24 protein-coding genes are annotated in these 20,579 nt (G+C 62.1%); 8 read left to right on the plus strand and 16 right to left on the minus strand.

Annotated features, from left to right (window positions below):
* Positions 1-619, minus strand: a 619-nt coding sequence (gene groEL, locus QQK95_RS00060; RefSeq protein ID WP_284267508.1) for a chaperonin GroEL, incomplete at its 3' end; no start/stop codon positions are given.
* 55 nt (positions 620-674) lie between these two features.
* Entirely contained in the window at positions 675-989 is a 315-nt protein-coding gene (gene groES, locus QQK95_RS00065) for a co-chaperone GroES (RefSeq protein ID WP_096448926.1), read from the minus strand.
* A 340-nt stretch (positions 990-1,329) separates the two neighbouring features.
* On the opposite strand from groES, the gene QQK95_RS00070 reads away from it, so the two are divergent.
* From QQK95_RS00070 to QQK95_RS00080, 3 genes are all read left to right on the plus strand, one after another.
* Entirely contained in the window at positions 1,330-1,677 is a 348-nt protein-coding gene (locus QQK95_RS00070; RefSeq protein WP_284267515.1) for a hypothetical protein, read from the plus strand.
* 22 nt (positions 1,678-1,699) lie between these two features.
* Positions 1,700-1,969, plus strand: coding sequence for an usg protein (locus QQK95_RS00075; RefSeq protein ID WP_284267516.1), 270 nt, complete (start codon positions 1,700-1,702; stop codon positions 1,967-1,969).
* 322 nt (positions 1,970-2,291) lie between these two features.
* On the plus strand, positions 2,292-2,606 hold the full coding sequence (locus tag QQK95_RS00080; protein WP_284267517.1) for a DUF982 domain-containing protein: 315 nt from the start codon (positions 2,292-2,294) through the stop codon (positions 2,604-2,606).
* A 190-nt stretch (positions 2,607-2,796) separates the two neighbouring features.
* On the opposite strand, the gene QQK95_RS00085 is transcribed toward QQK95_RS00080, so the two are convergent.
* Entirely contained in the window at positions 2,797-3,048 is a 252-nt protein-coding gene (locus QQK95_RS00085) for a hypothetical protein (RefSeq protein WP_409371639.1), read from the minus strand.
* Between the two features lie 237 nt (positions 3,049-3,285).
* Here QQK95_RS00085 and QQK95_RS00090 point away from each other — a divergent pair, with 237 nt between their 5' ends.
* From QQK95_RS00090 to QQK95_RS00100, 3 genes are all read left to right on the plus strand, one after another.
* A complete protein-coding gene (locus QQK95_RS00090; protein ID WP_096448916.1) occupies positions 3,286-3,753 on the plus strand; it encodes an Hsp20 family protein in 468 nt (155 codons plus the stop codon).
* 75 nt (positions 3,754-3,828) lie between these two features.
* Positions 3,829-4,338: an Hsp20/alpha crystallin family protein gene (locus QQK95_RS00095; RefSeq protein ID WP_284267519.1), complete on the plus strand. Its 510-nt coding sequence runs from the start codon at positions 3,829-3,831 to the stop codon at positions 4,336-4,338.
* A gap of 139 nt (positions 4,339-4,477) precedes the next feature.
* Positions 4,478-4,777: a DUF982 domain-containing protein gene (locus QQK95_RS00100; protein ID WP_284267520.1), complete on the plus strand. Its 300-nt coding sequence runs from the start codon at positions 4,478-4,480 to the stop codon at positions 4,775-4,777.
* 214 nt (positions 4,778-4,991) lie between these two features.
* Here QQK95_RS00100 and gloA2 read toward each other — a convergent pair whose 3' ends face one another.
* Both gloA2 and QQK95_RS00110 read right to left on the minus strand, forming a co-directional pair.
* Positions 4,992-5,375 carry an SMU1112c/YaeR family gloxylase I-like metalloprotein gene (gene gloA2 / locus QQK95_RS00105; protein ID WP_284267521.1) on the minus strand — a complete coding sequence of 128 codons (384 nt, stop codon included), beginning with the start codon at positions 5,373-5,375 and terminating at the stop codon, positions 4,992-4,994.
* 283 nt (positions 5,376-5,658) lie between these two features.
* A complete protein-coding gene (locus tag QQK95_RS00110; protein WP_284267522.1) occupies positions 5,659-6,420 on the minus strand; it encodes an SDR family NAD(P)-dependent oxidoreductase in 762 nt (253 codons plus the stop codon).
* A 102-nt stretch (positions 6,421-6,522) separates the two neighbouring features.
* Between QQK95_RS00110 and QQK95_RS00115 the strand changes: the two genes are divergently transcribed.
* Positions 6,523-7,806 (plus strand): class-III pyridoxal-phosphate-dependent aminotransferase, encoded by a 1,284-nt coding sequence (locus QQK95_RS00115; protein WP_284267523.1) that lies wholly within the window; start codon positions 6,523-6,525, stop codon positions 7,804-7,806.
* 120 nt (positions 7,807-7,926) lie between these two features.
* On the plus strand, positions 7,927-8,931 hold the full coding sequence (locus QQK95_RS00120) for a phosphotransferase enzyme family protein (protein ID WP_284267524.1): 1,005 nt from the start codon (positions 7,927-7,929) through the stop codon (positions 8,929-8,931).
* A gap of 6 nt (positions 8,932-8,937) precedes the next feature.
* Here the strand turns inward: QQK95_RS00120 and fabG are convergent, their stop codons facing one another.
* The 11 genes from fabG to QQK95_RS00175 form a co-directional block, all read right to left on the minus strand.
* On the minus strand, positions 8,938-9,702 hold the full coding sequence (fabG, locus tag QQK95_RS00125; protein ID WP_284267526.1) for a 3-oxoacyl-ACP reductase FabG: 765 nt from the start codon (positions 9,700-9,702) through the stop codon (positions 8,938-8,940).
* Positions 9,703-9,782: 80 nt separating this feature from the next.
* Positions 9,783-11,309, minus strand: a complete 1,527-nt coding sequence (locus tag QQK95_RS00130) for an APC family permease (RefSeq protein ID WP_284267528.1) — start codon at positions 11,307-11,309, stop codon at positions 9,783-9,785.
* 99 nt (positions 11,310-11,408) lie between these two features.
* Complete coding sequence (locus QQK95_RS00135) at positions 11,409-12,107, minus strand: cysteine hydrolase family protein (RefSeq protein WP_284267530.1); 699 nt, start codon at positions 12,105-12,107, stop codon at positions 11,409-11,411.
* Between the two features lie 9 nt (positions 12,108-12,116).
* Positions 12,117-12,536 carry a diol dehydratase small subunit gene (locus QQK95_RS00140; RefSeq protein ID WP_256749179.1) on the minus strand — a complete coding sequence of 140 codons (420 nt, stop codon included), beginning with the start codon at positions 12,534-12,536 and terminating at the stop codon, positions 12,117-12,119.
* The gene (locus QQK95_RS00145; protein ID WP_284267534.1) at positions 12,533-14,803 is read right to left on the minus strand and encodes a propanediol/glycerol family dehydratase large subunit; all 2,271 of its coding nucleotides are present in this window, start codon (positions 14,801-14,803) and stop codon (positions 12,533-12,535) included. The genes QQK95_RS00140 and QQK95_RS00145 overlap by 4 nt, the downstream gene beginning before the upstream one ends.
* Before the next feature lie 263 nt (positions 14,804-15,066).
* Complete coding sequence (locus QQK95_RS00150) at positions 15,067-16,017, minus strand: glycosyltransferase family 4 protein (RefSeq protein ID WP_284267537.1); 951 nt, start codon at positions 16,015-16,017, stop codon at positions 15,067-15,069.
* Complete coding sequence (locus tag QQK95_RS00155; protein WP_284267539.1) at positions 16,014-16,880, minus strand: glycosyltransferase family A protein; 867 nt, start codon at positions 16,878-16,880, stop codon at positions 16,014-16,016. The genes QQK95_RS00150 and QQK95_RS00155 overlap by 4 nt, the downstream gene beginning before the upstream one ends.
* A 129-nt stretch (positions 16,881-17,009) precedes the next feature.
* Complete coding sequence (locus QQK95_RS00160; protein ID WP_284267541.1) at positions 17,010-17,180, minus strand: hypothetical protein; 171 nt, start codon at positions 17,178-17,180, stop codon at positions 17,010-17,012.
* Positions 17,181-17,185: 5 nt separating this feature from the next.
* Positions 17,186-17,986, minus strand: coding sequence for a FadR/GntR family transcriptional regulator (locus tag QQK95_RS00165; RefSeq protein ID WP_284267542.1), 801 nt, complete (start codon positions 17,984-17,986; stop codon positions 17,186-17,188).
* Positions 17,987-17,988: 2 nt separating this feature from the next.
* Positions 17,989-18,990 (minus strand): ABC transporter permease, encoded by a 1,002-nt coding sequence (locus tag QQK95_RS00170; RefSeq protein WP_123168135.1) that lies wholly within the window; start codon positions 18,988-18,990, stop codon positions 17,989-17,991.
* Positions 18,987-20,510 carry a sugar ABC transporter ATP-binding protein gene (locus QQK95_RS00175; RefSeq protein ID WP_284267546.1) on the minus strand — a complete coding sequence of 508 codons (1,524 nt, stop codon included), beginning with the start codon at positions 20,508-20,510 and terminating at the stop codon, positions 18,987-18,989. The genes QQK95_RS00170 and QQK95_RS00175 overlap by 4 nt, the downstream gene beginning before the upstream one ends.
* Between the last annotated feature and the right edge of the window lie 69 nt (positions 20,511-20,579).

Genomic DNA, 20,579 nt, shown 5'->3' on the forward strand with positions numbered 1-20,579 from the left:
TGGTGATGAAGTAGGGGCTGAGGTAGCCACGGTCGAACTGCATGCCTTCGACGACTTCCAGCTCCGTTTCCGCGGTTTTCGCTTCCTCGACGGTGATGACGCCCTCATTGCCGACCTTCTGCATCGCTTCCGCAAGGAAGCGGCCGATCTCGGCATCGCCATTGGCCGAGATGGTGCCGACCTGGGCGATCTCGTCATTTCTGGTCACCTTGCGGGCGTTGGTCTTCAACTCCTGGACAATCGCCTCGACGGCCTTGTCGATGCCTCGCTTCAGGTCCATCGGGTTCATCCCCGAGGCAACGGCCTTGGCGCCTTCCTTGACGATCGCCTGCGCGAGAACGGTCGCGGTCGTGGTGCCGTCCCCGGCGATGTCGTTGGTCTTCGAAGCGACTTCGCGGACCATCTGCGCGCCCATGTTCTCGAACTTGTCCTCAAGCTCGATTTCCTTGGCGACGGTGACGCCGTCCTTGGTGATGCGCGGGGCGCCGAACGACTTGTCGATGACGACGTTGCGGCCCTTGGGGCCGAGCGTCACCTTCACCGCGTCGGCGAGGATGTTGACGCCGCGCAGCATGCGCTCACGGGCGTCGGAATGAAATTTCACTTCCTTGGCAGCCATTGGATCACTCCTTCAATAGGCAGCTTCATTGACTGGATTGCGGTTGGAGCCTCGGTCAGGCGGCCTTCTTGACCGCCGCGGTCTGCTCGATCACGCCCATCACGTCGCTTTCCTTCATGATCAGCAGGTCCTCGCCGTTGAGTTTGATCTCGGTGCCGGACCATTTGCCGAACAGAATGCGGTCGCCGGCCTTGACATCGAGCGGCGTGAGCTTGCCGCTCTCGTCGCGCGCACCCGGGCCGACGGCGATGACTTCGCCCTCCTGCGGCTTCTCCTTGGCAGTGTCGGGGATGATGATACCGCCGGCCGTCTTCTCTTCGGCCTCGATGCGGCGAACCAGGATACGATCGTGCAATGGACGGAACGTCATGTCGTTCTCCTTCAGGACAAACAGATTTTTGAGGTTCCTCCACACCGGACCGGCAATATCGGGCCGGTGTAGGGCGTCGCGACCCCTTCTCAGGCATCGCGCGCATATCGAGCTAGTTTTGGAATTTTCGAGTTTCAAGGGCTCGCCGGAAAAATTTTGGCACTCGGCGTGTGAGAGTGCTAGCGGTATGAATTCATGCAGCTATTTTCGCCAGGGCGCATGATTTTTAGGTCTTGAAATTCGATTCGAGTTCCACGAAATTTTTTGGCGCTGGGGTCCCGTAGCGGGCCTCCTGCGCCACAACGATGCCAAGGAGATTGTTAGGAAGCGGAGACTGTCGATGGAACGAACTTTCCCAAAAAACATCCCCTCGATCGCCCCTGAAACCTCTGATCCTTCGCTTGACCGCCTGCTGTTTCCGGCGCGGCACTTTAGTCACCCCGATGAGGTGGTGGGCGACCGCACGCTCGACCCTCAGGAAAAGCGCGCCATTCTTGCCTCATGGGCTTCTGATGCTTGCGCCGTCGTCTCCATGCCTGCGCTGCGAAAGCCACCGGGTGCTGCGAGCCCGGTGACGTTTGACGCCGTCATGGACGCACTTCGCCGACTGGACGATAGTCGCGCCGAGGTAGGCTGTGACCTCGAGGAATGGCGGGCCAGAGAACGCCCGCAAGGACTTGATGCCTGAACGCGCGCGATAGGAGAGACGCATGGTCAGCAGGGAATTCCGACTGCAGATGGAGGGCTACGGTCTCACAACTGCGGAGATCCACTATCATCTCCCCGATCATCCAAGCCTTTTGCAGCTTTACGTTTGGCAGGAATACGATCTCGCACCGGAATTCCCCACTCTGAAAGGGTTTCTGGATTACTGGGAGCGCGAACTCGAAGGCGCGCTGCATTCCGTACGCGTCGCCCATCACCGCCTGATCCGGCCTTCCGAATGGCAGGCCGTCGGCGGCATCTTCACAGTTCAATAGCCGGACCCAGGCCGGACCCGCCAAGCGGCAACAGGACAGGCTCCTTTGTAGTTGCCGGCATCCGATTCATAAAGGTGCCGTTCGTCTCGCCAGCTCCCCTTGAACTGAAAAGACGTGTTTCCAATCTTTTTCCCACGTGCCGAGTGCGCTTGCCGGATGTCGAACAGGAGCGGAAGGTTCGCATGGAAACGATTTTCTTTGAAGATGCCGGTTCCGTCCTGGTTGTGCCAAGCTCGCCGGCATGGGTTTGTCGGGAACTGACATCGTCGCCGCACACGGTGAGGCAGGGATCAGTTACCCACGGTTTGAAGGGAGGTCACTAATGGAAGGTGCAACGTTCAAACAGCCGGTTTTCGTCAGAGACGACGGCTACGGTGTCCAAAAGATCGGCTGTGTCATGGATGCGATAGAGTTTCTCGAAGAATGGCCGGTTGAAAGGCGCGGCCTCCTCCACGCAGCAGCGTCTGATGCATGCTATTCCGCCTACGATGGTCGGAAGTCTGTCGAGGCGGCGAACAAGGCCTTTACGACTTGGGCACGCAGGGTCGGTGTCATCGAGGACGTGCCCGTAGCGCCGCCGTGGATGACAGGGCCGAAGATCGGCAATGCAGACCATCTTATGGAAAGTGACGGCTGAATTCACTGCGGCGGTAATCTGCCGCCGCAGCATCAGAGTGGCGCGTCACCGGGGGCAACGCCGCGGGAAAGCCAAGCCCCTTACTGTTGCCTGTTTAGATTTCGGATAACTTCCTTCGGCACAAACATTTGCCAAGCAGATCGCACGAAAGTCTGCCTGAATGGGAAGCCATAGACGGCATCTTCACCATTCAATGGCCGGCGCCCGGGTCCCCTTGGGCCGGACCCACCAGGTCGGCTTCGTCGTCGGGGTCGATCAGGTCGATCAGCGCTGCCACCCTTGTTCCCGGCAGCGGTCGTCCCCGGCTCATCAACGCCTCGTCACCGAAGGCCCAGGCCCATGCCTCTCTCAACTGCTCAAGCGAGGCACCGGACGCTATGATTTCCGCAATCGTCGCGTTGTCCACGGGTCCGAGGACCGAGACAACGTCTTGGCGTGTCATGGGCATCCTTTTCCTCCGTTCGAAATACCTGCGAAGCAGATGGGTATTCGATGGAGCGCTTGCCACCAGCCATTTCGAAGGCGGTCGCGAAACTGCCTTGGCGGTCCCTCTTGACGCAGCGGAAGTCAATTCCCAAGTCATTCCTCGTCGGTCGCCGCACAAGGGGCCGATGTGTCAGGGAGCGCCATGCTTCTTGGCGTTCCCTCGTACCTATGTTGCTCCAAGGAGGATGTAGTTATGAGAACGAACCTGGACTTTTCCCCCTTCTATCGGTCGAGCATCGGCTTTGACCGCATCTTCAACCTGCTCGAAAACGCCAGCCCGCCACAGAACGCGGACAATTGGCCGCCCTATGATATCGCCAAGCTCGGCGAAGACACCTACCGCATTGTCCTCGCGGTCGCCGGTTTCGGGGAAGATGAGCTTACGATCACGCAGGAGCCAAATATGCTCGTGATCGAGGGCGCCAAGACAGAGAACGACGAGGTCCAGTACCTCCATCATGGCCTGGCGTTGAGGTCGTTCGCGCGCCGCTTCGAACTGGCCGATCATGTGACCATTGTCGGGGCAAAGCTCGAAAACGGTCTGCTGACTATCGACCTCAAGAAAGAAATTCCCGAGGAGATGAAGCCGCGCCGCATCGCGATCAATGTCGAGACCGACAAGAAGGCGGCGTCCAAGCGCATTGAAAGCGCGGCGGCCTGATCTTTGGCAGTCGGCCCGCACCCGTCCTGTCGTAGGTGGGGTCCGGGTGCGACCCAACACGGAAAGGAGAAGGAAATGAGCGTACGTGACTTGATTCCCTGGAGCCGTGGCAGCAGCCAGGCACCGAGCCTTTATCGCGGTGACGACATGGATCCGTTCCTGTCGTTGCACCGCAATGTCAACCGGCTATTCGACGAGGTGTTCCGCGGTTTTGACACACCTTCGGCGCTGGGCCGCATGGCCCCTCTCAACGGCACTTGGCCAAGCGTGGAGTTCTCGGAAACCGATCAGGAAATCCGGGTGACGGCCGAAATCCCTGGCCTCGATGAAAACGACGTCGAGGTCATGCTGGATGATGGTGTTCTGACACTTCGCGGCGAGAAGAAGGCGGAGACCGAGAACAAGGACCGCCAGTTCAGCGAACGCTATTATGGGCGTTTTGAGCGGCGCTTTAGTCTCGGTCGTGAGGTTGAAGACGACAAGGTGGCGGCGACGTTCAAGAACGGTGTGCTCACCGTGACATTGCCCAAGTCCAAAAAGGCGCAGGCAAACGCCAAGCGCATTGCAATCAACGGCAACAAATGACGGTCGCGAAGCAAGGCCGGGGCTCGATGAAGCCCCGGCCTTCGCAGATAGCGAGGATGGTCGAATGACGTCCAACAGCCTCAAATGAAAGAGCCGTCATGGGATGCTGAATCAACCTTGCAACCCCAGGAGTTAGCAAATGACCAGTCTGGCTTTCCTTGCCCCCGTGCAGGTTAAGACCAGTGACGTGAGACACGACATCGGATCGGTGCGGGAGGCGCTCGTATACTTGAATCAATGGCCGAAGGCCCGTCGGGGGCCGGTATACAACTGCGCGGTGAGGAGCTGCAACGCCGCAATCGCCGGGCAGATGACAACCGAACAGGCGCGACAGGCATTTGTCAGCTTTGCCAGGATAGCCGGGGTGCTGGCCAGATCCGATTTTTCGCCACTGGCCGGGGCTGATCAAAAGCCGTCCGTTTCTGGGCGCAGTCTCTGACCTTCAGTTCAGGACTTTTCTAGGGCGCTTATAGGCCAGCGAAATTGGACTGGACGAGGTCGATAGCGGAACCACACGGAACGATACGGGAAGATTTCTGATTTTGGCCCACGAAAAAGTCAATGAAATCAATGATTTTGAGACACCCCTCCGGGCCCACCATCTGTGCTAGGCGCATGACCATCAGGCACCCCAGTTGGCCATGGCTGCTTCCTTATGGGGCTTCGTAGAGTTCCAGCGGCAATCCATCCGGGTCGCTGAAAAAGGTAAACCGTTGGTCTGTATATGGGTCGATCCGGATTGGCTCCACCGCAACGCCGGCGGCTTCCAGGCGCATAATTACGGGATCAAGGTTCGTCACGGCAAACGCCAGATGCCTCAGGCCTGCCGCCTCTGGATAGGACGGCCGCATCGCTGGTGCAGGGAAGGAGAACAATTCCAGCTGGACGGACCCGATCCGCAGATCGGCCTTCCACGACTGCCGTTCCTCCCGATAGATCTCCCTTATCAAATCGAGGCCGAGGAGTTCGACGTAGAACCGTCGCGACCGGTCGTAATCCGTGCAGATGAGCGCGACGTGGTGAATGGCATTCAGCATGCCAGGAACTCTAGCCAAGTCGGGATTTGAGGCCAAGGCCACCATCGAGTAGACGGCATCTTGTTGATGTCGCCGCTCGCGAGGGTCGCCTCGTCCTTGCTGGTCTCATCTGCACTCGATCGGCGGCATGATCTTCACGTCGCCAGCCACCCTCCTGGAGGGGCGTTGACATTGCTGGATTGGCGCGGAAGGCGGAAAGGCTTCAGTTTTGGCTCGCGAAAAAGCCAATGAAATCAAAGATCCTATCTCCAGGACGAATTGACAGCCTCCTGAAGGCTCAGGGCTAGATCACCGTTTCTCCTCCATCGACAACCAGGATCTGACCCGTCATGTAGGAGGACCGGTCAGACACCAGGAACAGCACTGCCTCCGCGATCTCCTCGACGATTGCCCAACGGCCAAGCGGCACCTTTTCGCGGATGTAGGCTTCGATGGCTTCCCTGCCTCCCATCTGGGCGATGAAAGGGGCATTGAAGGGCGTGTCCACCCAACCCGGGCAAAGCGCGTTGACGCGAATGCCGAAGCGACCATAGTCGCCGGCCATCTGCCTGGTCATCGCGATCACCGCGTGCTTGGTCGTCGTATAGGCGATCATCTCGCGGTCGTAGAGCACGCCGGAACTCGACGACGTGTTGAGGATCACGCCGCGGCCTGCCTTCTTCATGAATGGCATGACGATGCGGGCACCGAGGAAGTGAGCCCGCACATTGAGCGCCCAGGAGGTGTCGAAGCCTTTCACGCTCACACCGAGCACGTCGCCTTCGACCTGTACGCCGGCATGATTGTGCAGGATGTCGATCCTGCCCTGAGTGTGGATGAAATCGTGAAAACCGGCTTCAAGCGCCTGATCGTCGGTCAGGTCGAACACAAGCGCCTTTGCCCGGCCACCGGCGGCAAGAATCTGTTCGACGGTCGCGTTGGCGCCGTCGGCGCTGCGATCCGCCACGCCGACCACCGCACCCTCGCGCGCGATGATCAGCGCCGCCGCCCTGCCGATGCCCGATCCCGCCCCGGTTACGATCGCGGTCCTGTCCTTCAGGATCATCCCTCTTCACCCTTTCTCGCCGGCTTGTAATCCTGCATCATCGGGCGGGCGAACCTCGCCCGCTCCGGTGCGCGCCGATCAACCTTTGAGGAAAAGACAGGCATGTACGACTTCGGCCCCTTCGAGTTCGAGTCGAAGCAGGATTTTTTCGACAAGGCAATGCGTTTCTGGAATCCCGACAAGACCAGGTTCTGGCAGAAGGCCGGGATCGATCTGGTGATTGGCAGGCGGGAGGGTTATTTCCTCTACGACATGTCGGGGCGCCGCCTGATCGACCTGCACCTCAATGGCGGTACCTACAATCTCGGTCACCGCAACCCGGAGCTGGTCGAGACGCTGAAGAGCGCGCTCGACTATTTCGACATCGGCAACCACTGGTTCCCTTCCGTGGCGCGAACGGCGCTGGCCGAATCCCTCGTCAATGTCTCGCCGGGAATGAAATACGCGATCTTCGCACCAGGCGGCGCGGAGGCGGTGGACATCGCCATCAAGAGCGCCCGCTATGCCACCAAGCGGCGCAAGATCGTGTCGATCATCAAGGGCTATCACGGGCATTCGGGGCTCGCGGTGGCGACCGGCGACGATCGCTTCACCAAGATCTTTCTCTCCGACCAGCCGGAGACGTTCATCCAGGTTCCCTTCAACGATATCGACGCCATGGAACGGGTGCTCGAAGGCGAGGACGTCGCGGCGCTGATCATGGAGACAATCCCCGCCACTTACGGCTTCCCGATGCCGAAGGATGGTTATCTCGGCGCCTGCAAGGCGCTGTGCGAAAAGCATGGCGCGATGTACATCGCCGACGAAGTCCAGACCGGCCTGATGCGCACCGGCAGCATGTGGGGCTGGCAGGCCTACGGTATCCAGCCGGACATCATGGTGACGGCAAAGGGCCTGTCCGGCGGCCTCTATCCGATCAGCGCGGCGCTGGTGAACGACAGGGCCGGCGGCTGGCTCAACGAGGATGGGGCAGCCCACATTTCGACCACCGGCGGGGCCGAACTCGGCTGTGTCGTCGCCCATAAGGTCATCGAGATGCTGCAGCGGCCCGAACTGGTGGCCAATGTCGGCACCGTGACCGAGTTCATGGCGCAGGCCATGCGCGAGATGCTGGTTCGTCACGGCGATATCTTCACCGGGGTACGCCAGAAAGGCGTGATCCTCGGGCTGGAATTCGGCAATCACCCGGAAGGCGCCGTCTTCGTGTCGCGTGCGCTCTACGAGCAGGGCGTCTGGGCGATCTTCTCGTCGCTCGACAAGCGGGTGCTGCAGTGGAAGCCCGGTGTTCTTCTGGATCACGAAACCTGCCGGGACATCATGGATCGCTTCGACGCGGCAATGCCGCGCGCCCGGGCGTTGCTGCATCAGGCAGGCAAGGCGAGTTGACATGGTCCAACCCTCGTTGAAATTGTCGGGCGTCCAGCGCGAACAGGCGGCTGGGCCGGCCGGGATCGCGCGGATTCCGGCAGGAGACAGGTGTGCTGGGACAGGGCAGGACGGACAGTGATGGATTTCGACGCGCTCACCCACGACCAGCAACTCGGGATCCTGCAGGAAACGGCGGAAGCGGCCATCGCCAACTACGATCTGCCAGCGGACGTTTCCGTCGACATGATCAACCTGTCGGAGAACGCGACCTACAAGATTGCGGCTCGCGACGGCCGGCGCTGGGCGCTCCGCATCCATCGCGACGGCTACCATTCAAGGACGGCCATTCAATCTGAACTGGCCTGGCTGACCGATCTGCGCCAGACCGGGATCGTCCCCACGCCCGTGCCTGTCGCGGGCAAGGACGGCGAACAGATCCAGCGTGTCGGCCATGCCAGATTGGCGCAACCACGCCATGTCGTGTTGTCGCAATGGGAGACCGGTTCGGAGCCGGGCATAGGCGAGGCGCTTGGCGAACCGTTCGAGCTGCTGGGCGAGGTGACGGCCCGCATGCACATCCACGCCAGGCAGTGGAAGCGCCCTGCCTGGTTCAGCCGGCATGTGTGGGATTTCGAAACAAGCCTTGGTGAGGAGAGGCCGCATTGGGGACGCTGGCGTGACGGCATCGGCGTCGACGCCGCGAAAGCCAGGCTTTTTGGCCGCACCGCGGAGTTGGTCGGCCGCCGGCTCGCCGCCTTCGGCAAGGGCCATGACCGCTTCGGCCTCATCCATTGCGACCTGCGGCTCGCCAACCTTCTGATCGACGGCAAGACGGTGAAGGTCATCGACTTCGACGACTGCGGCTTCGGCTGGTATATGTACGACGCGGCGACGCCCATCTCTTTCTATGAGCACGAGCCACAGGCAGCCGATCTCATCCGGTCATGGACGACCGGCTATCGCCGTGTGCTTGACCTGCCGAGCGCGGACGAAGACGAGATCCCGACCTTCGTGATGCTGCGCCGTCTGCTCCTGGTCGCGTGGATCGGCTCGCACGCCGAGACCGACCTCGCCAAGTCGATGGGCCTTCCCTATACCGAGGGAACGGTCGGGCTGTGCGAGGCCTATCTGAGCAAGTTTTGAACCATTCTATGCCAGTGCCTCCAGGCTCTCCGGCAGGATCTGGCCGCCGTCGACAATGATTGTCTGCCCCGTCACGTAGCCGGCTTCCCTCGACGCAAAGTAGAGCGCGGCGTAGCCGATGTCCTCCACGGTTCCGAGCCGCTTGAGCGGGATCGAGGCGGCCATGGTCTTCTGGTAGTCCTCGCCCAGGCCGACAAGGCCCTCGGTCAGGATGTTGCCCGGCATGACGGCGTTGACGGTGATGCCGTATTTCGCCAGTTCGATGCAGGCCGTTCGCATGAAGCCGAGCTGCCCAGCCTTGGTGGCGCCATAGTGCGACCAGCCGGGAAAACCGGTGATCGGGCCGGTGATCGACGACGTCAGCACGATGCGGCCCTGGTCGGATGTCTTGAGATAGGGAACCGCTGCCTTGACCGCGTGGAAAGTGCCTTTGAGGTTGGTGTCGACAACCTCGTCCCATTGCTGCGAGGTCATGTCTTCGAGCCGCGCCTGCGGGAAGATGCCGGCATTGGCGCACAACACGTCGATACTACCGTTTCTCGCGGCTGCCGCCGCAAGCGCGCTCTCGATGCTGGCGAGCGAGGTCACGTCGCCAACCACGCCAAAGGCGCCATGGCCGATCTCGGCGGCCGCGGCTTCGGCCTGGTCGGGATGGCGCGCAATGATGGCGACCTTGGCACCCGAGAGCGCGAACACCCGCGCTATGCCCTTGCCGATGCCTTTCGACCCGCCGGTAACGACGACGGACCGACCCTTCAAAGACTGGGTCATGATTTGAAGCTCCAAAATGAGACGGGGACAGAGTGATGCTCCGCCCCCGTTGACGCTGGAAAGCCAGGGCGAGGAATGCCCTAGCCCTCGTTCACCATGTGACCGATGTTCTCATACGCCTTGGGGTTGGCCGACTTCAGCACGAAGCCCCAGATCAGGCCGACGACAAGGATTGCAAGCCCGACATAGGGGATGCTCGTGGCGAAACCATTGGTGCCGCCCAGAGTCGCCAGATTGGCGACCAGCGTGTAGACGAGGACCAGCTGCACGACCAGCGAGATGAACGGCGCGATGACAGTTGTCAGCATGCTGCCGCCGCCGTTCTTCTTGAACCACATGTAGATGGCCAGCGAGACAACGGCCTGCAGCACCAGAAGCAGTCCGGTGCCAAGCACGGCAAACAGCGTATAGACGCCAAGCCAGGCCTGTCCCGACGGATCGTCGAAGCCGTAGGCCAGACCGTAGAGCAGCACCCATACCGCCGCCAGCACCGACTGCAGCGCCGATGCCTTGTGTGGGCTCTTGTGGTGGTCATGCGTCTCGGCGATCGCCTGCGGCAGGACGCCTTCGCGCGCCAGCGAATACAAATAGCGGGAAGCGGTGTTATGGAAGGCCATGCCGCAGGCGAAGGAACTGGTCAGGATGAGCAGCGACATCAGCTGGTAGCCCCAGCCGCCGACAAAATTCTGAACCGGCGTCAGGAAGAAGTTCACGCCGTCGGAGAAGGCCTTGGCCACCATGTCGGCCTCGGTCGGATAGGCCGCCACCGCGCACCAGCTGACGAAGGTGTAGAACAGGCCAAGGCCAATGACCGAAATCAGCAGCGATTGCGGAATGATGCGCTTCGGATCGCGGGATTCCTCGGCATAGTTCGGCGCCATCTCGAAGCCGACCCACGACCAGAACGCCATGAAGATGCCGACGGCCGCTTCGCCCGCCGGTATGGCGACAGTGCCGACCTTCTGCTCGGCGACAGGCGTGAACACCTTGAACACATTGAGCGAATCGCCGGAAAAATTCGTCCCGCCATGGGCAAAGATCACGCCCAGCGAAAAGATCACCAGCATGATCACTTCGAGAATGAGGGCTATGCCGAGCAGCCGTGCCGACACTTTCACATCGCGGTAGGCGAGCGCCGCGATGACCACGATCATGGCGAGCGCCAGCACGATCCACGGCACGTTGATGCCGAAATGCTGGGAAAGCCACAGATTGCCGAAAAAGGCGAACAGTCCGGTGAGGGAAGCTTCGAATAGCGAGTAGCAGGCGAGCGAGCCGATGCCCGCCGACATGCCGACTTCACGGCCGAGCCCCTGGCTGATGAAGGAGTAGAAGCCGCCGACCGACGATACGCGCGATGCCATCGCGGCATAGCCGATCGAGAAGACGGTCAGCACGATCGTGGCCATCAGGAAGGCTGCCGGCGTGTACTTGCCGATGCCGTAGCCTGCCGCGAACGGGACATTGCCCAGCATCGCCGACATTGGCGCCGCACCGGTGACGGCCAGGAAGAGCACTCCGGCGAGCCCAACGGCCTTGGAGTGCAAAAGATTGATGCTGTTACTCTTCGAGACGTCGATCGTCCCGCGTGCAGTTTCTATGGCCATGAAGCCCTCTCCATTCGTGACAGCTGTATGCAGTTCCCCGCACAGGGCGGCCGATGTGTCCCAGCCTGCTCGTGCAGCCATGACACTACGGACGCTGCGTCACTTTGCCAAGGCCATGATTTTGCATAGCTCGCCGCTCGACATCACGTGGCAATAGATCATGTTGATGATCTCGAGCTCCTTGCGATGAAGCTCCTCGGTCGCCGCCGCGCAGCAATCCTCGAGCACGATGACGGCATAGCTCTCATCCGCCAGGCTGCGCACCGTCGAGGACACGCACTGGTCCGTGAAGATACCGCAGCAGATGACATTCCTGATGCCGAGATTGTGAAGGATCAGGCGCAGATTCGTTCCCGTCAGCGCCGAATCGGTGGTCTTGGTCACCACGATTTCGTCGCCGGCCGGCTGAAGCTCCGGAACGAGCTGCGATGGCGCGTCGTTCTTTGGCAGCAGCAAATTGTTCCAGCCCGGCATTTTCTGGGAAAGCGAGCGGTCGCGCCCGTCCTGCGTGTGACAGGCGATGCGGGCAAAAAGGCACTCGATGCCGTTTTGCCGTGCCAGCGCCAGCAGTCTTGCCGTGTTCGGTATGACCGTGGCGTGCATGCGCTCGTGGAACGGCGTCCACAGATCGTAGCGGTGCTGTTCCTGCGGCGAAAGGGACGCGCGATCCGGCCGTTCCAGGTAAGTGTTCTGAACGTCGATGACCAGGATGGCGGTTTGCGCCGGCACCAGCTCCGGATCATCCGGCTCGGGCGCGCCGAGGTAGTAGAGCGAACGGAATCCGGTTTTCCAGCTCATGCGGTCCTTTCAGAAGCGGAATGTGAAAAGGCCGCGCGCCGCATAGGTCTCGGCGGCTTCTTCGATGAAACGGGCAATGCGTTCGGCCTGGTAGGTATCGCGCATCGTGGCGGCGGCCTCGAGCAATTCTTCCTTGGACTTGGCGCGGCCGGGACGCAGCAGTTCGTAGACCTGCATGATGAAATCCTGCGGCACCTCGACAAGCTCCGCCCCGCGCTCGAAGTTGAGGGCGAGAGTCGGCCGGCCGACATCGCGCGCCACATCGGCCTGAGCCTGCAGCGCTTGCGGCGTGATGCGAAGGTCTTCCATCGTCACGTGGCCGGCGAGCACCGCATCCAGCGTTATCTCCGGAAGCGCCTTGCCGTGCTTGCCGGTGACGGCGCCGGGCTGGGTTTCGGCAAGCGGATAGTCGGCGCGCGTATGGGTCACGATTTCGCTCCCGTCAGGGTGATGTCGACCTCTTCGGGAGCAGCACCCGCCTCGGTCAGCCCGGTTTCGATGGCGTAGATGAGGGCGACGCGGGCATGGTGGCGTGACCCCATGGCCTCGCCGCGCTGCGGCACCACGATAGGCTCCGGCATTTCGCCCAACGCATAGGCCGCCGCGTTGGCGCCGAGCGCGCGATAGTGTTCGAGCCGGGTGATCGGCGCATTGGAAAACAGTTCCAGATTGTTGTGCGGCTGGCGGTCACGCTGATGGATGACGGCCGTGCCCTTGGCCTGGATGCCGATGCCGATGCCGCTGCCGGCAAGCCGGGCGGCGGACAGGCCGAGGAAGGAGGTATCGGCCGTATGGCGGAAGCGGACGACGCGCGCCTTGAGCCCGCGCGCGCGGATCGCATCGAGCATGGCGCCGAGCACCTCGGAGAGCCGATGTCCGGCCGTCGTCCGGTAAAGCTTCAGCCCGAAGGCCGGGCTGATGCCGATGACCACATCGTCCTTCGCCGATCCGTTGGCCGCCGGCCCAAGGTTGCGATAGCGGATGTGCCTTGCCTCGTCCTTCTCGTGCAGGGCTTCCGAGCGCAACACTTCCTTCTGGTCCAGCACATCGCGGATGTCGTTGAGCTGCAGGCGCCGTTCTTCGGACACGCGGTAGCCGGAACCCGGGCCGAGATAGTCGTTTGGATCGTTGACCGCACTGACGATCCGCCCGTTGCGGATCATCGCCGATGTCTGGAGATAGTCACCGGAAAGGCGCAGCTTGACCACGTCGAGGAGGTTCTCCGCCTCTTCGCGGAACCCACGCTTGGCCAGCGCCTTGACCACGTCGATCACGGTGATGCCGCGCTCCTTGATGGCCTCGCTGATAAAGCTGACGTCGCGCGGCATCAGGCTGCGCGTATCGTCGGAACCGGAAGCGTAGACCACGCTGCTCTTCATGTCCTCGGTCGGCGTCGTCAGGCCGAGTTCCTCGAACACGGCGGAGATCGCTTCCACCGCTCGCTCACGCAGCTCGATCGCGCGCGACTCGGGCAGCGGCGTCAGCCCGCCATCGGCCTCGAAATCGCGCTGCAGCACCAGATAGTCTTCCAGCTCCTCGCCGTTGATCAGCGACGGGTTGAACGAATTGTCGTATTTCAGGATCGATCCCATCCCGGAGCAGATCAGGTCCGAGCCGGCAATCAGGTAGGGAAGGATCTTGGCGCCGACGCGAATTTCCGATTCGGTCGAGCGCGCGTCATTGCCCGAGGCGCATTCGAGATCGAGCCAGACGGCGATAAGGTTCTCGGCCATCAGTTCGCGGACACCGCCGGGTATGGTGGCGGTCAACGGCGCTCCGTCGATACCGCCATTTTGCGTGCCTTGCACCCCCATGCCGCGCTGCAGGCAGAGGCAGCGCGCTTCCAGGTAGAGCAGCGATTTGGCTTCGTGGAAGCCCATCAGCAACTCGGAGCCGGCACCCGACGTGCAGCGCATCTTGACGCCGCGCGAGGCGTAGGCGGCGGCCAGGAATCCCTTGGACCACGGCGTGTCATCGCCATCGGTGAACGACTTTTCAGTGCCGTAGACGGAAACGGTTTCGGCGTAGGAGGTGAAGCCGGCCATGGCGATGCGCAGCTCTTCGGCTTCCTCGCTGGAGCATTGGAACAGCGTTCCCCAGCGACCGACGGCGCCGCCCACAGCGCACGCCACCGCGTTGGACCAGGCGTTGCGCGACACGCGCATCGTCGTCTCGATCTCGTCGAAGCCAAAGGCAACGGCGGTCGCCGCATCGGCGGCGAGCTGGAGCGGGTCGTCCTTGGCGTTGGTGACGTGCGCCTGGTTGCCCGGCGTCTTGCGGGCCCGCATCTTCGAGTAGGCGAAGGCGATCTCCAGCGCGTTGAGCTGCGACACCACTTCGGCGAGTTTGGCGGGTGTCATGCCATGGGCGAGCCGCACCAGCGTTTCGCGCGGCACGTTCATGTCGACCAGCCAGCGTGCGACGGTCGCCGAGTCCAGCGCCATCGCTTCAGGCGCCACCTCCGGATCGATGTGATGGCGGGCGATGAAGCGGTCGATCATGTCGTAGTCGTGTTCGAGCACCCCATCGAGGGACACGACGCGCCCGTCCTTGATGCCGATGCCTGGTTTTGGATCGGCCGGACTGGAGAAGGCGGAGAAGCCGTTGGCGGGGTCTTCCGCCGCGAACCTGTCCAGGCGCAACGGCCGCTCGTCCCAGTCGGCGAAGCGCTTCCAGCGGTTCAGTTTCGGCGTCATGCGTGCGATCCTCGACCCGGCCGGAAGACTAGTGAATGCTTACTCGCCGCACAATGACCCTGGTTCGACGGCCGGCCAAGGGGGCGCGCGCCACAGGCTGGTGAGCCGATCGACGATTTCTGCACGACCATGGACCGGGCGGGCAGCAGCTTTTTTCACTCTGTCGATGTCGAAAGCTGTCTGAACGGCAGCTCTGACCGTAGTCGTGCGGCCGCAAGCCTGCGTCATCCCCGATGCGGCTCTCGCCAAAGGTCAGGCACGGCTCACAGGCCCGACTGCTCCGCCTGCAGTAACGAGGTAAACATGTGCGCGTAGTTCTCCGCCAGCACACCCCAATCCCACTCTCGGATGGTCTCGAGCATGCGGGCGGCCATCCGCGGCCCGAGCGATGGCGTGTCCCGCAACAGGGCGAGCTTGTTCGCGAGCCCTTCCGCGGTTCCGTCGAAGAACAGCCCGTTGTCGCCATCCCGAACCAGTTCGGGCATGGTTCCCACACGGGTCGTCACCAACGGGACACCGCACGCGGCCGCCTCCAAGCAAGGATTGGGAGCGCCTTCGCTGCGACTGGCGCAGACATAAACGTCGAGATCCCGGTAGAAGTCGAGCATCTCGTCAGCGCTACGCCAGCGTTGCTCCCGAATCGCAGTCAGCAGTCGCACGCCCGGCACCGCAGCGGCTGCGGGCTCGATGACGTCGTGGAAGCCGCGATGTGTTGGACCATGGTTGCCGAGACTTCCCGCCCATCCGACGCGGAGCTCGCCAGTACGGGGTTGCGGCTCTGGCGGGGGGCAAAAGAATGTCGTGTCGACTCCGTTGGGCGTGTAGTGGACCGGAATACGCAGCAGAGGAGCGTATTCGTGCTCGAGCTTCCGATTGTTGACAAAGACAGCGCGCGCCAACCGCTGCAGGGTAGCGAGCCCGGGCTCGCGGAACTCGCCCTCCAGTTCTCTGTGGCTGCAGATCCCGATGACCAGCCTGTCAGACCGCCGGGCGAAGACCGATTCCGGGAGGGCCAGTTTCGCGAATTGGAGCCAATAGAAGATGAGCACGATGTCCGCCGCGTTCACGTCGGACTCAGTCACATCATGTTGAAATCGTTCGACGATCTCGAACCTTCTTGCCAGCACGCGCTGAAGATTCTGGGTCTTTCTATCGATCGCCCAGCCGGGTCGGTCCGCGATCGCCAGGATGCGGGGGAGGTGTACATCGCTCATGAGGCGTACCGCTCAAGCCAGTGGGCCAACCATGGATTGGCCTCGTCCAGATCATCGTCCGTCGTGGTGGTGCGCACCTGGGTGGTGTTCGGCAGTTGGATATCGCCTGGTCGCAAGCGGGGTCGCCATCCGTGCCAACCAAGACCGTTGACCTCCTCGCTCCGGAAGCGGCGGCCACCATATTTGCGCGCGGCGTGCTCTGCGCTCAGGAACAGATAATGCTTCATGCGAAAACGCACGGGGGAGAGCCTCACCGGACCCCTGAAGCGTACGCGATGGCCGCCTGACCACGCGATCTCCATGGGGCCGTCCTGTTTCTTGTACGCACGGACGCAGTGTGGGGAGGTCGGCCGGAACGGGTAATAGGTGCGAAGCGTTTGTTGATAATCGGGATTGTCGTGATCGGGGGCTTCCCTGGTGGGAATGAACGTGAATTCGGAAGCCTCGATCGCATTGAAACCGAGTGCGTCGGCTGCCGCAATTGCGGAGACCAACGATGAGTACGAAGCAGGCGGAAGGTGAATCTCGTCAGCGTCAAGATGCATGAACCAGTCAGCCTCGAGCGACTGAAATAGTTCCTCTTTGCGACGAAGAAGCTGCTCCCAGCAATACAAGCCGTTATGCGGGAAGCTTTCGGATCCTATCAATCCGGCCCCGCGGTAGCGTAGCGCAATCTCAAGCGTTCGGTCCGTCGACTGATTGTCGCAAATGTAGACCTGTACGCCTTGACGAAAGAGGTTCTCAAGACATCCGGCGACGAACCGTTCTTCGTTCCGTGTTGTAAGAACCGCGACGACTCGCGGGGAGTTCCGATCGCGCGCAGCATCCGCAGTGTGGGTGTTGAGATCGACCAAGTTGTTCAAGCCCTCGTTGTATCTTCCGGCTGCCCTGCCGGGTGGTCAACTGGCGCAATTACTGAACTTGGCCGAAATGGCAAGTCCAAAGACTCAGAGCTGCCATGCCAAGGCGCCGTTACCTAAAGTGCAACACGCTCATAGCGGTTCCCGTCGCGATCGCAAGTCGATTGGGTTCGTGCTGCCGCCGTCAGGCCACGGCCTGAACAGCGGCGCGCGGCCACGGTCGAGCCGCGCCACACCGCCGCCAAGCGACGGAACGATTTCGGCGGACAGGTCGCCATTTCGAATCTCGATGGTGCGGATCATCAAACTCAGATGGGATCGGCACTGGCGGTGGGGACCGACTGTTGGTGGTGGCCCTTGCGGGCGACAGCGAGAAGGTCGTTCGAGGCGATGCCGATCAGCGCTTTCATCTGGTCGTGAGCCTCGTCGACCCTGCGCATGCGGATTGCCTCCAGCACATCGCCATGGGCGCTGAGTGTCTGCTGATAGTTGGCGGTGGCCGATGTGGTCAGTCGGAACGAGAAGCTGAGTGCGGCTGCCAGCATATTGCCGAGATTGGCGAAAACCGGGTTGCGGCTGGCGCGCAGGATGGCGGTATGAAAGCGGACATCGGCATCGAGACAGGCCGCGAGGTCGTCCTCCGGCGCGATGCGCATGGCCTCATATGCGGCTTCGATCACCGCGAGATCGGCCGAGGTCGCCATCCTGGCCGCAAGCTGGGCGGCAGCCGGCTCGATGACCAGCCGCGCCTCGATCAGGCCGCGGACGAAATCGAGATCGGGCTCGATATCGCGCATCCATTCGAGGACCTGCGCGTCAAGCCTGTTCCATTCGCTCGACGCGCGCACACGCGTGCCAGCCCGCTTGCGCGCCTCGATCAGCCCCTTGGCCGAAAGTGTCAGCAGCGCATCGCGAAGCGCCGTGCGGCTGGCGCCGTAGATGACGCACAGTTCAGCCTCCGTCGGCAGGACCGCGTGCTGCGCGTAGGTGCCGGCGAGAATGCGCTGTCCGAGATCGCGTGCGATGCGATCCTTCAGGGACGAGGTGGCGCCATCCCCGGCAGGAAGGTCCTGCTTGCCTTGATCGATTGCAGCAGTCGCCGCGTCCATCGTCATGTCCTGTTCAAGTGGTACTCGGCAATGACCACAGCAAGGATCAGCAGTGAGCCTTTTGCAAGCAATTGATAGAAGGTTGGAACGGACGTCAGTATCATTCCGTTGTTGAGGACGCCAATGATGGCGACGCCGAGCAGCGCGCCGACAATCGTGCCCTTGCCGCCCTGCAAGGCACAGCCGCCCAGCACGGCCGCGGTGATAGCCTCGAGTTCCAGGCCCTGGGATCCGGATACGGGCTGACCCGAACCGGTACGGGCAGCCAGCAGGATCCCGGCCAACCCGGCGGCAACGCCACTCATGATGTAGATGCCGACGCGGTAGCGATTGATGTTGATGCCGGAGAAGCGGGCGACAACGGGATTGCCGCCGAGCGCATAGATGTTGCGGCCGACGATCGACCGCGCGAGGAAGAGGTGGAATGCGATCGCGGTCAGCACCAGAATCCAGACCAGCAGCGGCAGGCCGAGGATGCGTCCAATGCCGATGAACCGGAACGTGTCGCTGAAGATGGCGATCGACTGGCCGTCGGACATGATGAAGGCGATGCCGCGAAAGATCGCCATGGTGCCAAGCGTGGCAATGACCGCGTTGACCCGCCCGTAGGTGATGATGATGCCGTTGACGAGACCGGCAAGACCACCAAGCACCAGGCCGGCAACAATGCCGGCCGCCGGCGATCCGGTCGCCTGGATGGCCATTGCCGTCGAGACTGTGGTCAGGCCGACAGTGGCGCCGACGGCGATATCGAGACCGCCGGCGACGATGACCACGGTCTGGCTCATCGCCAGCACGCCGAGAATGGTGACGCCAAGGCCGATGTTGAGCAGGTTCCGGCTGGAGAAGAACACGTCGCCGCGCAACGAGCCGAAGATGATGATGAGAATGGCAAGCGCCACCAGAAGGCTGATGTTGTGAACGCCAAGGCGCTCCACAAGGCGCGTGGACGCGCCCCTGGCGTCGGTCTGCGCTTTCGATGCGCGAAGCTCGAGGCTGTTCATTGAATGTGGTCTCCGGGCGCTGGTGCGGATTGCGGCATTGCGTGTTTGAGGATCGTCGCCTCGTCGATGTCGGGGCGAGCAAGTTCTGCCGTGATCCGGCCGCCCGCCATGACAAGAACCCTGTCGGCGAGACCGATCAGTTCCGGCATTTCCGAGGAAATCAGGATGATACCAATGCCACTTGCCGCGAGTTCATCGATCAGCCGATAGATTTCCGCCTTGGCGCCGATATCGATGCCGCGCGTCGGTTCGTCGAGGATGAGCAGCATCGGCTGCCGGGCAAGCCAGCGCGCCAGAACGACCTTCTGCTGATTGCCGCCCGACAGTTTCGAAACCTGCTCGTCGAGGTTGGGTGCCTTGATCGACATCTTGGCTGCCAGCGGCGAGACAATCTCCAGCGCCTTGCGCCGGTTGAAGAAGCCGAAGCTCGACGTCTTGTCGGGCACACAAAGCGAAGCGTTGTCGAGAATGCTTCTGAACAGGAGCAACGCCTCGTGCTTGCGGTCCTCGGGAGCAAAACCGATGCCCGCGACGATCGCCGCATGCGGACTGTTGGGGACAACGGGCACGCCGTTCATGGCTATGGTGCCGGCGATGCGCCGGTCATAGCCGACAATCGCCTTTGCCAGTTCTGAGCGGCCCGCGCCCATGAGACCGGCGATGCCGAGCACTTCACCGCGACGGACCCTGAGGCTGACATCGCTGACGCGGTCGGTGGTCAATCCCGCCACGTCAAGCAATTGCTCCCCGGACCGCCAGGTCTCGCGGGTGAACAGATCGGCGATGTTGCGGCCGACCATGAGCCTGGCGATGGTCTGCTCGCTAGCGCCGGCCGCCGGCGAATCGTCGACCAGCCTGCCGTCGCGCAAAACGACAATGCGGTCGGCAAGGTCGATGATCTCGTTCAGCCGGTGCGAGATGTAGATGATCGACGTGCCCTTCTCGCGCAGCCGGCGGATGACGGAAAACAGGCGACGCGCTTCATCACCGGTCAGTGACGAGGTCGGCTCGTCGAAGGCGATCAGCCGGCCGCCGGCACGAATGGCGCGCATGATCTCGATCATCTGGCGCTGCGCCGGGCCGAGCGTGCCGCAGAGTTGGCGTGGCCGCATGTCGTGCTGCATGCCGAAGGTCGCAAGCACCCGGTCGGTCTGCTCCTCCAGCTTGCGCCAGTCGAGCAGGACGCCTGCCAGGCGCGGCAATTCGCCGACGAAAATGTTCTCGGCCACCGTCAGGTTCGGCACGATCTCCGGCTCCTGATGGATGACGCGTATCCCGGCCCGGTGGCTGTCGCGCGGTTCGCCGAAAACGATCGGCGTCGCGCCGTGCCGCACGGTGCCGCTGTCAGGCCCGAAGACGCCCTCGAGAATGCGCATCATCGTCGATTTGCCGGCCCCGTTCTCGCCGACCAGAGCGAGCACCTCGCCTGGCCGGAAAGCGATCGAGACGTTGTCGAGCGCCTGCACGACGCCAAAGCGTTTCGATATGCCGTCGAGCGAGAAGAATTCCGGTTGCGTCAAGGCTCACTCCCAAGGATCGATCCGTGTCCGGTGGCATGGCGGCCAGCGAACCTGCCGACTGGAAAGCGT

This window comes from Mesorhizobium huakuii (assembly GCF_030160235.1).
Taxonomy (GTDB): domain Bacteria; phylum Pseudomonadota; class Alphaproteobacteria; order Rhizobiales; family Rhizobiaceae; genus Mesorhizobium; species Mesorhizobium huakuii.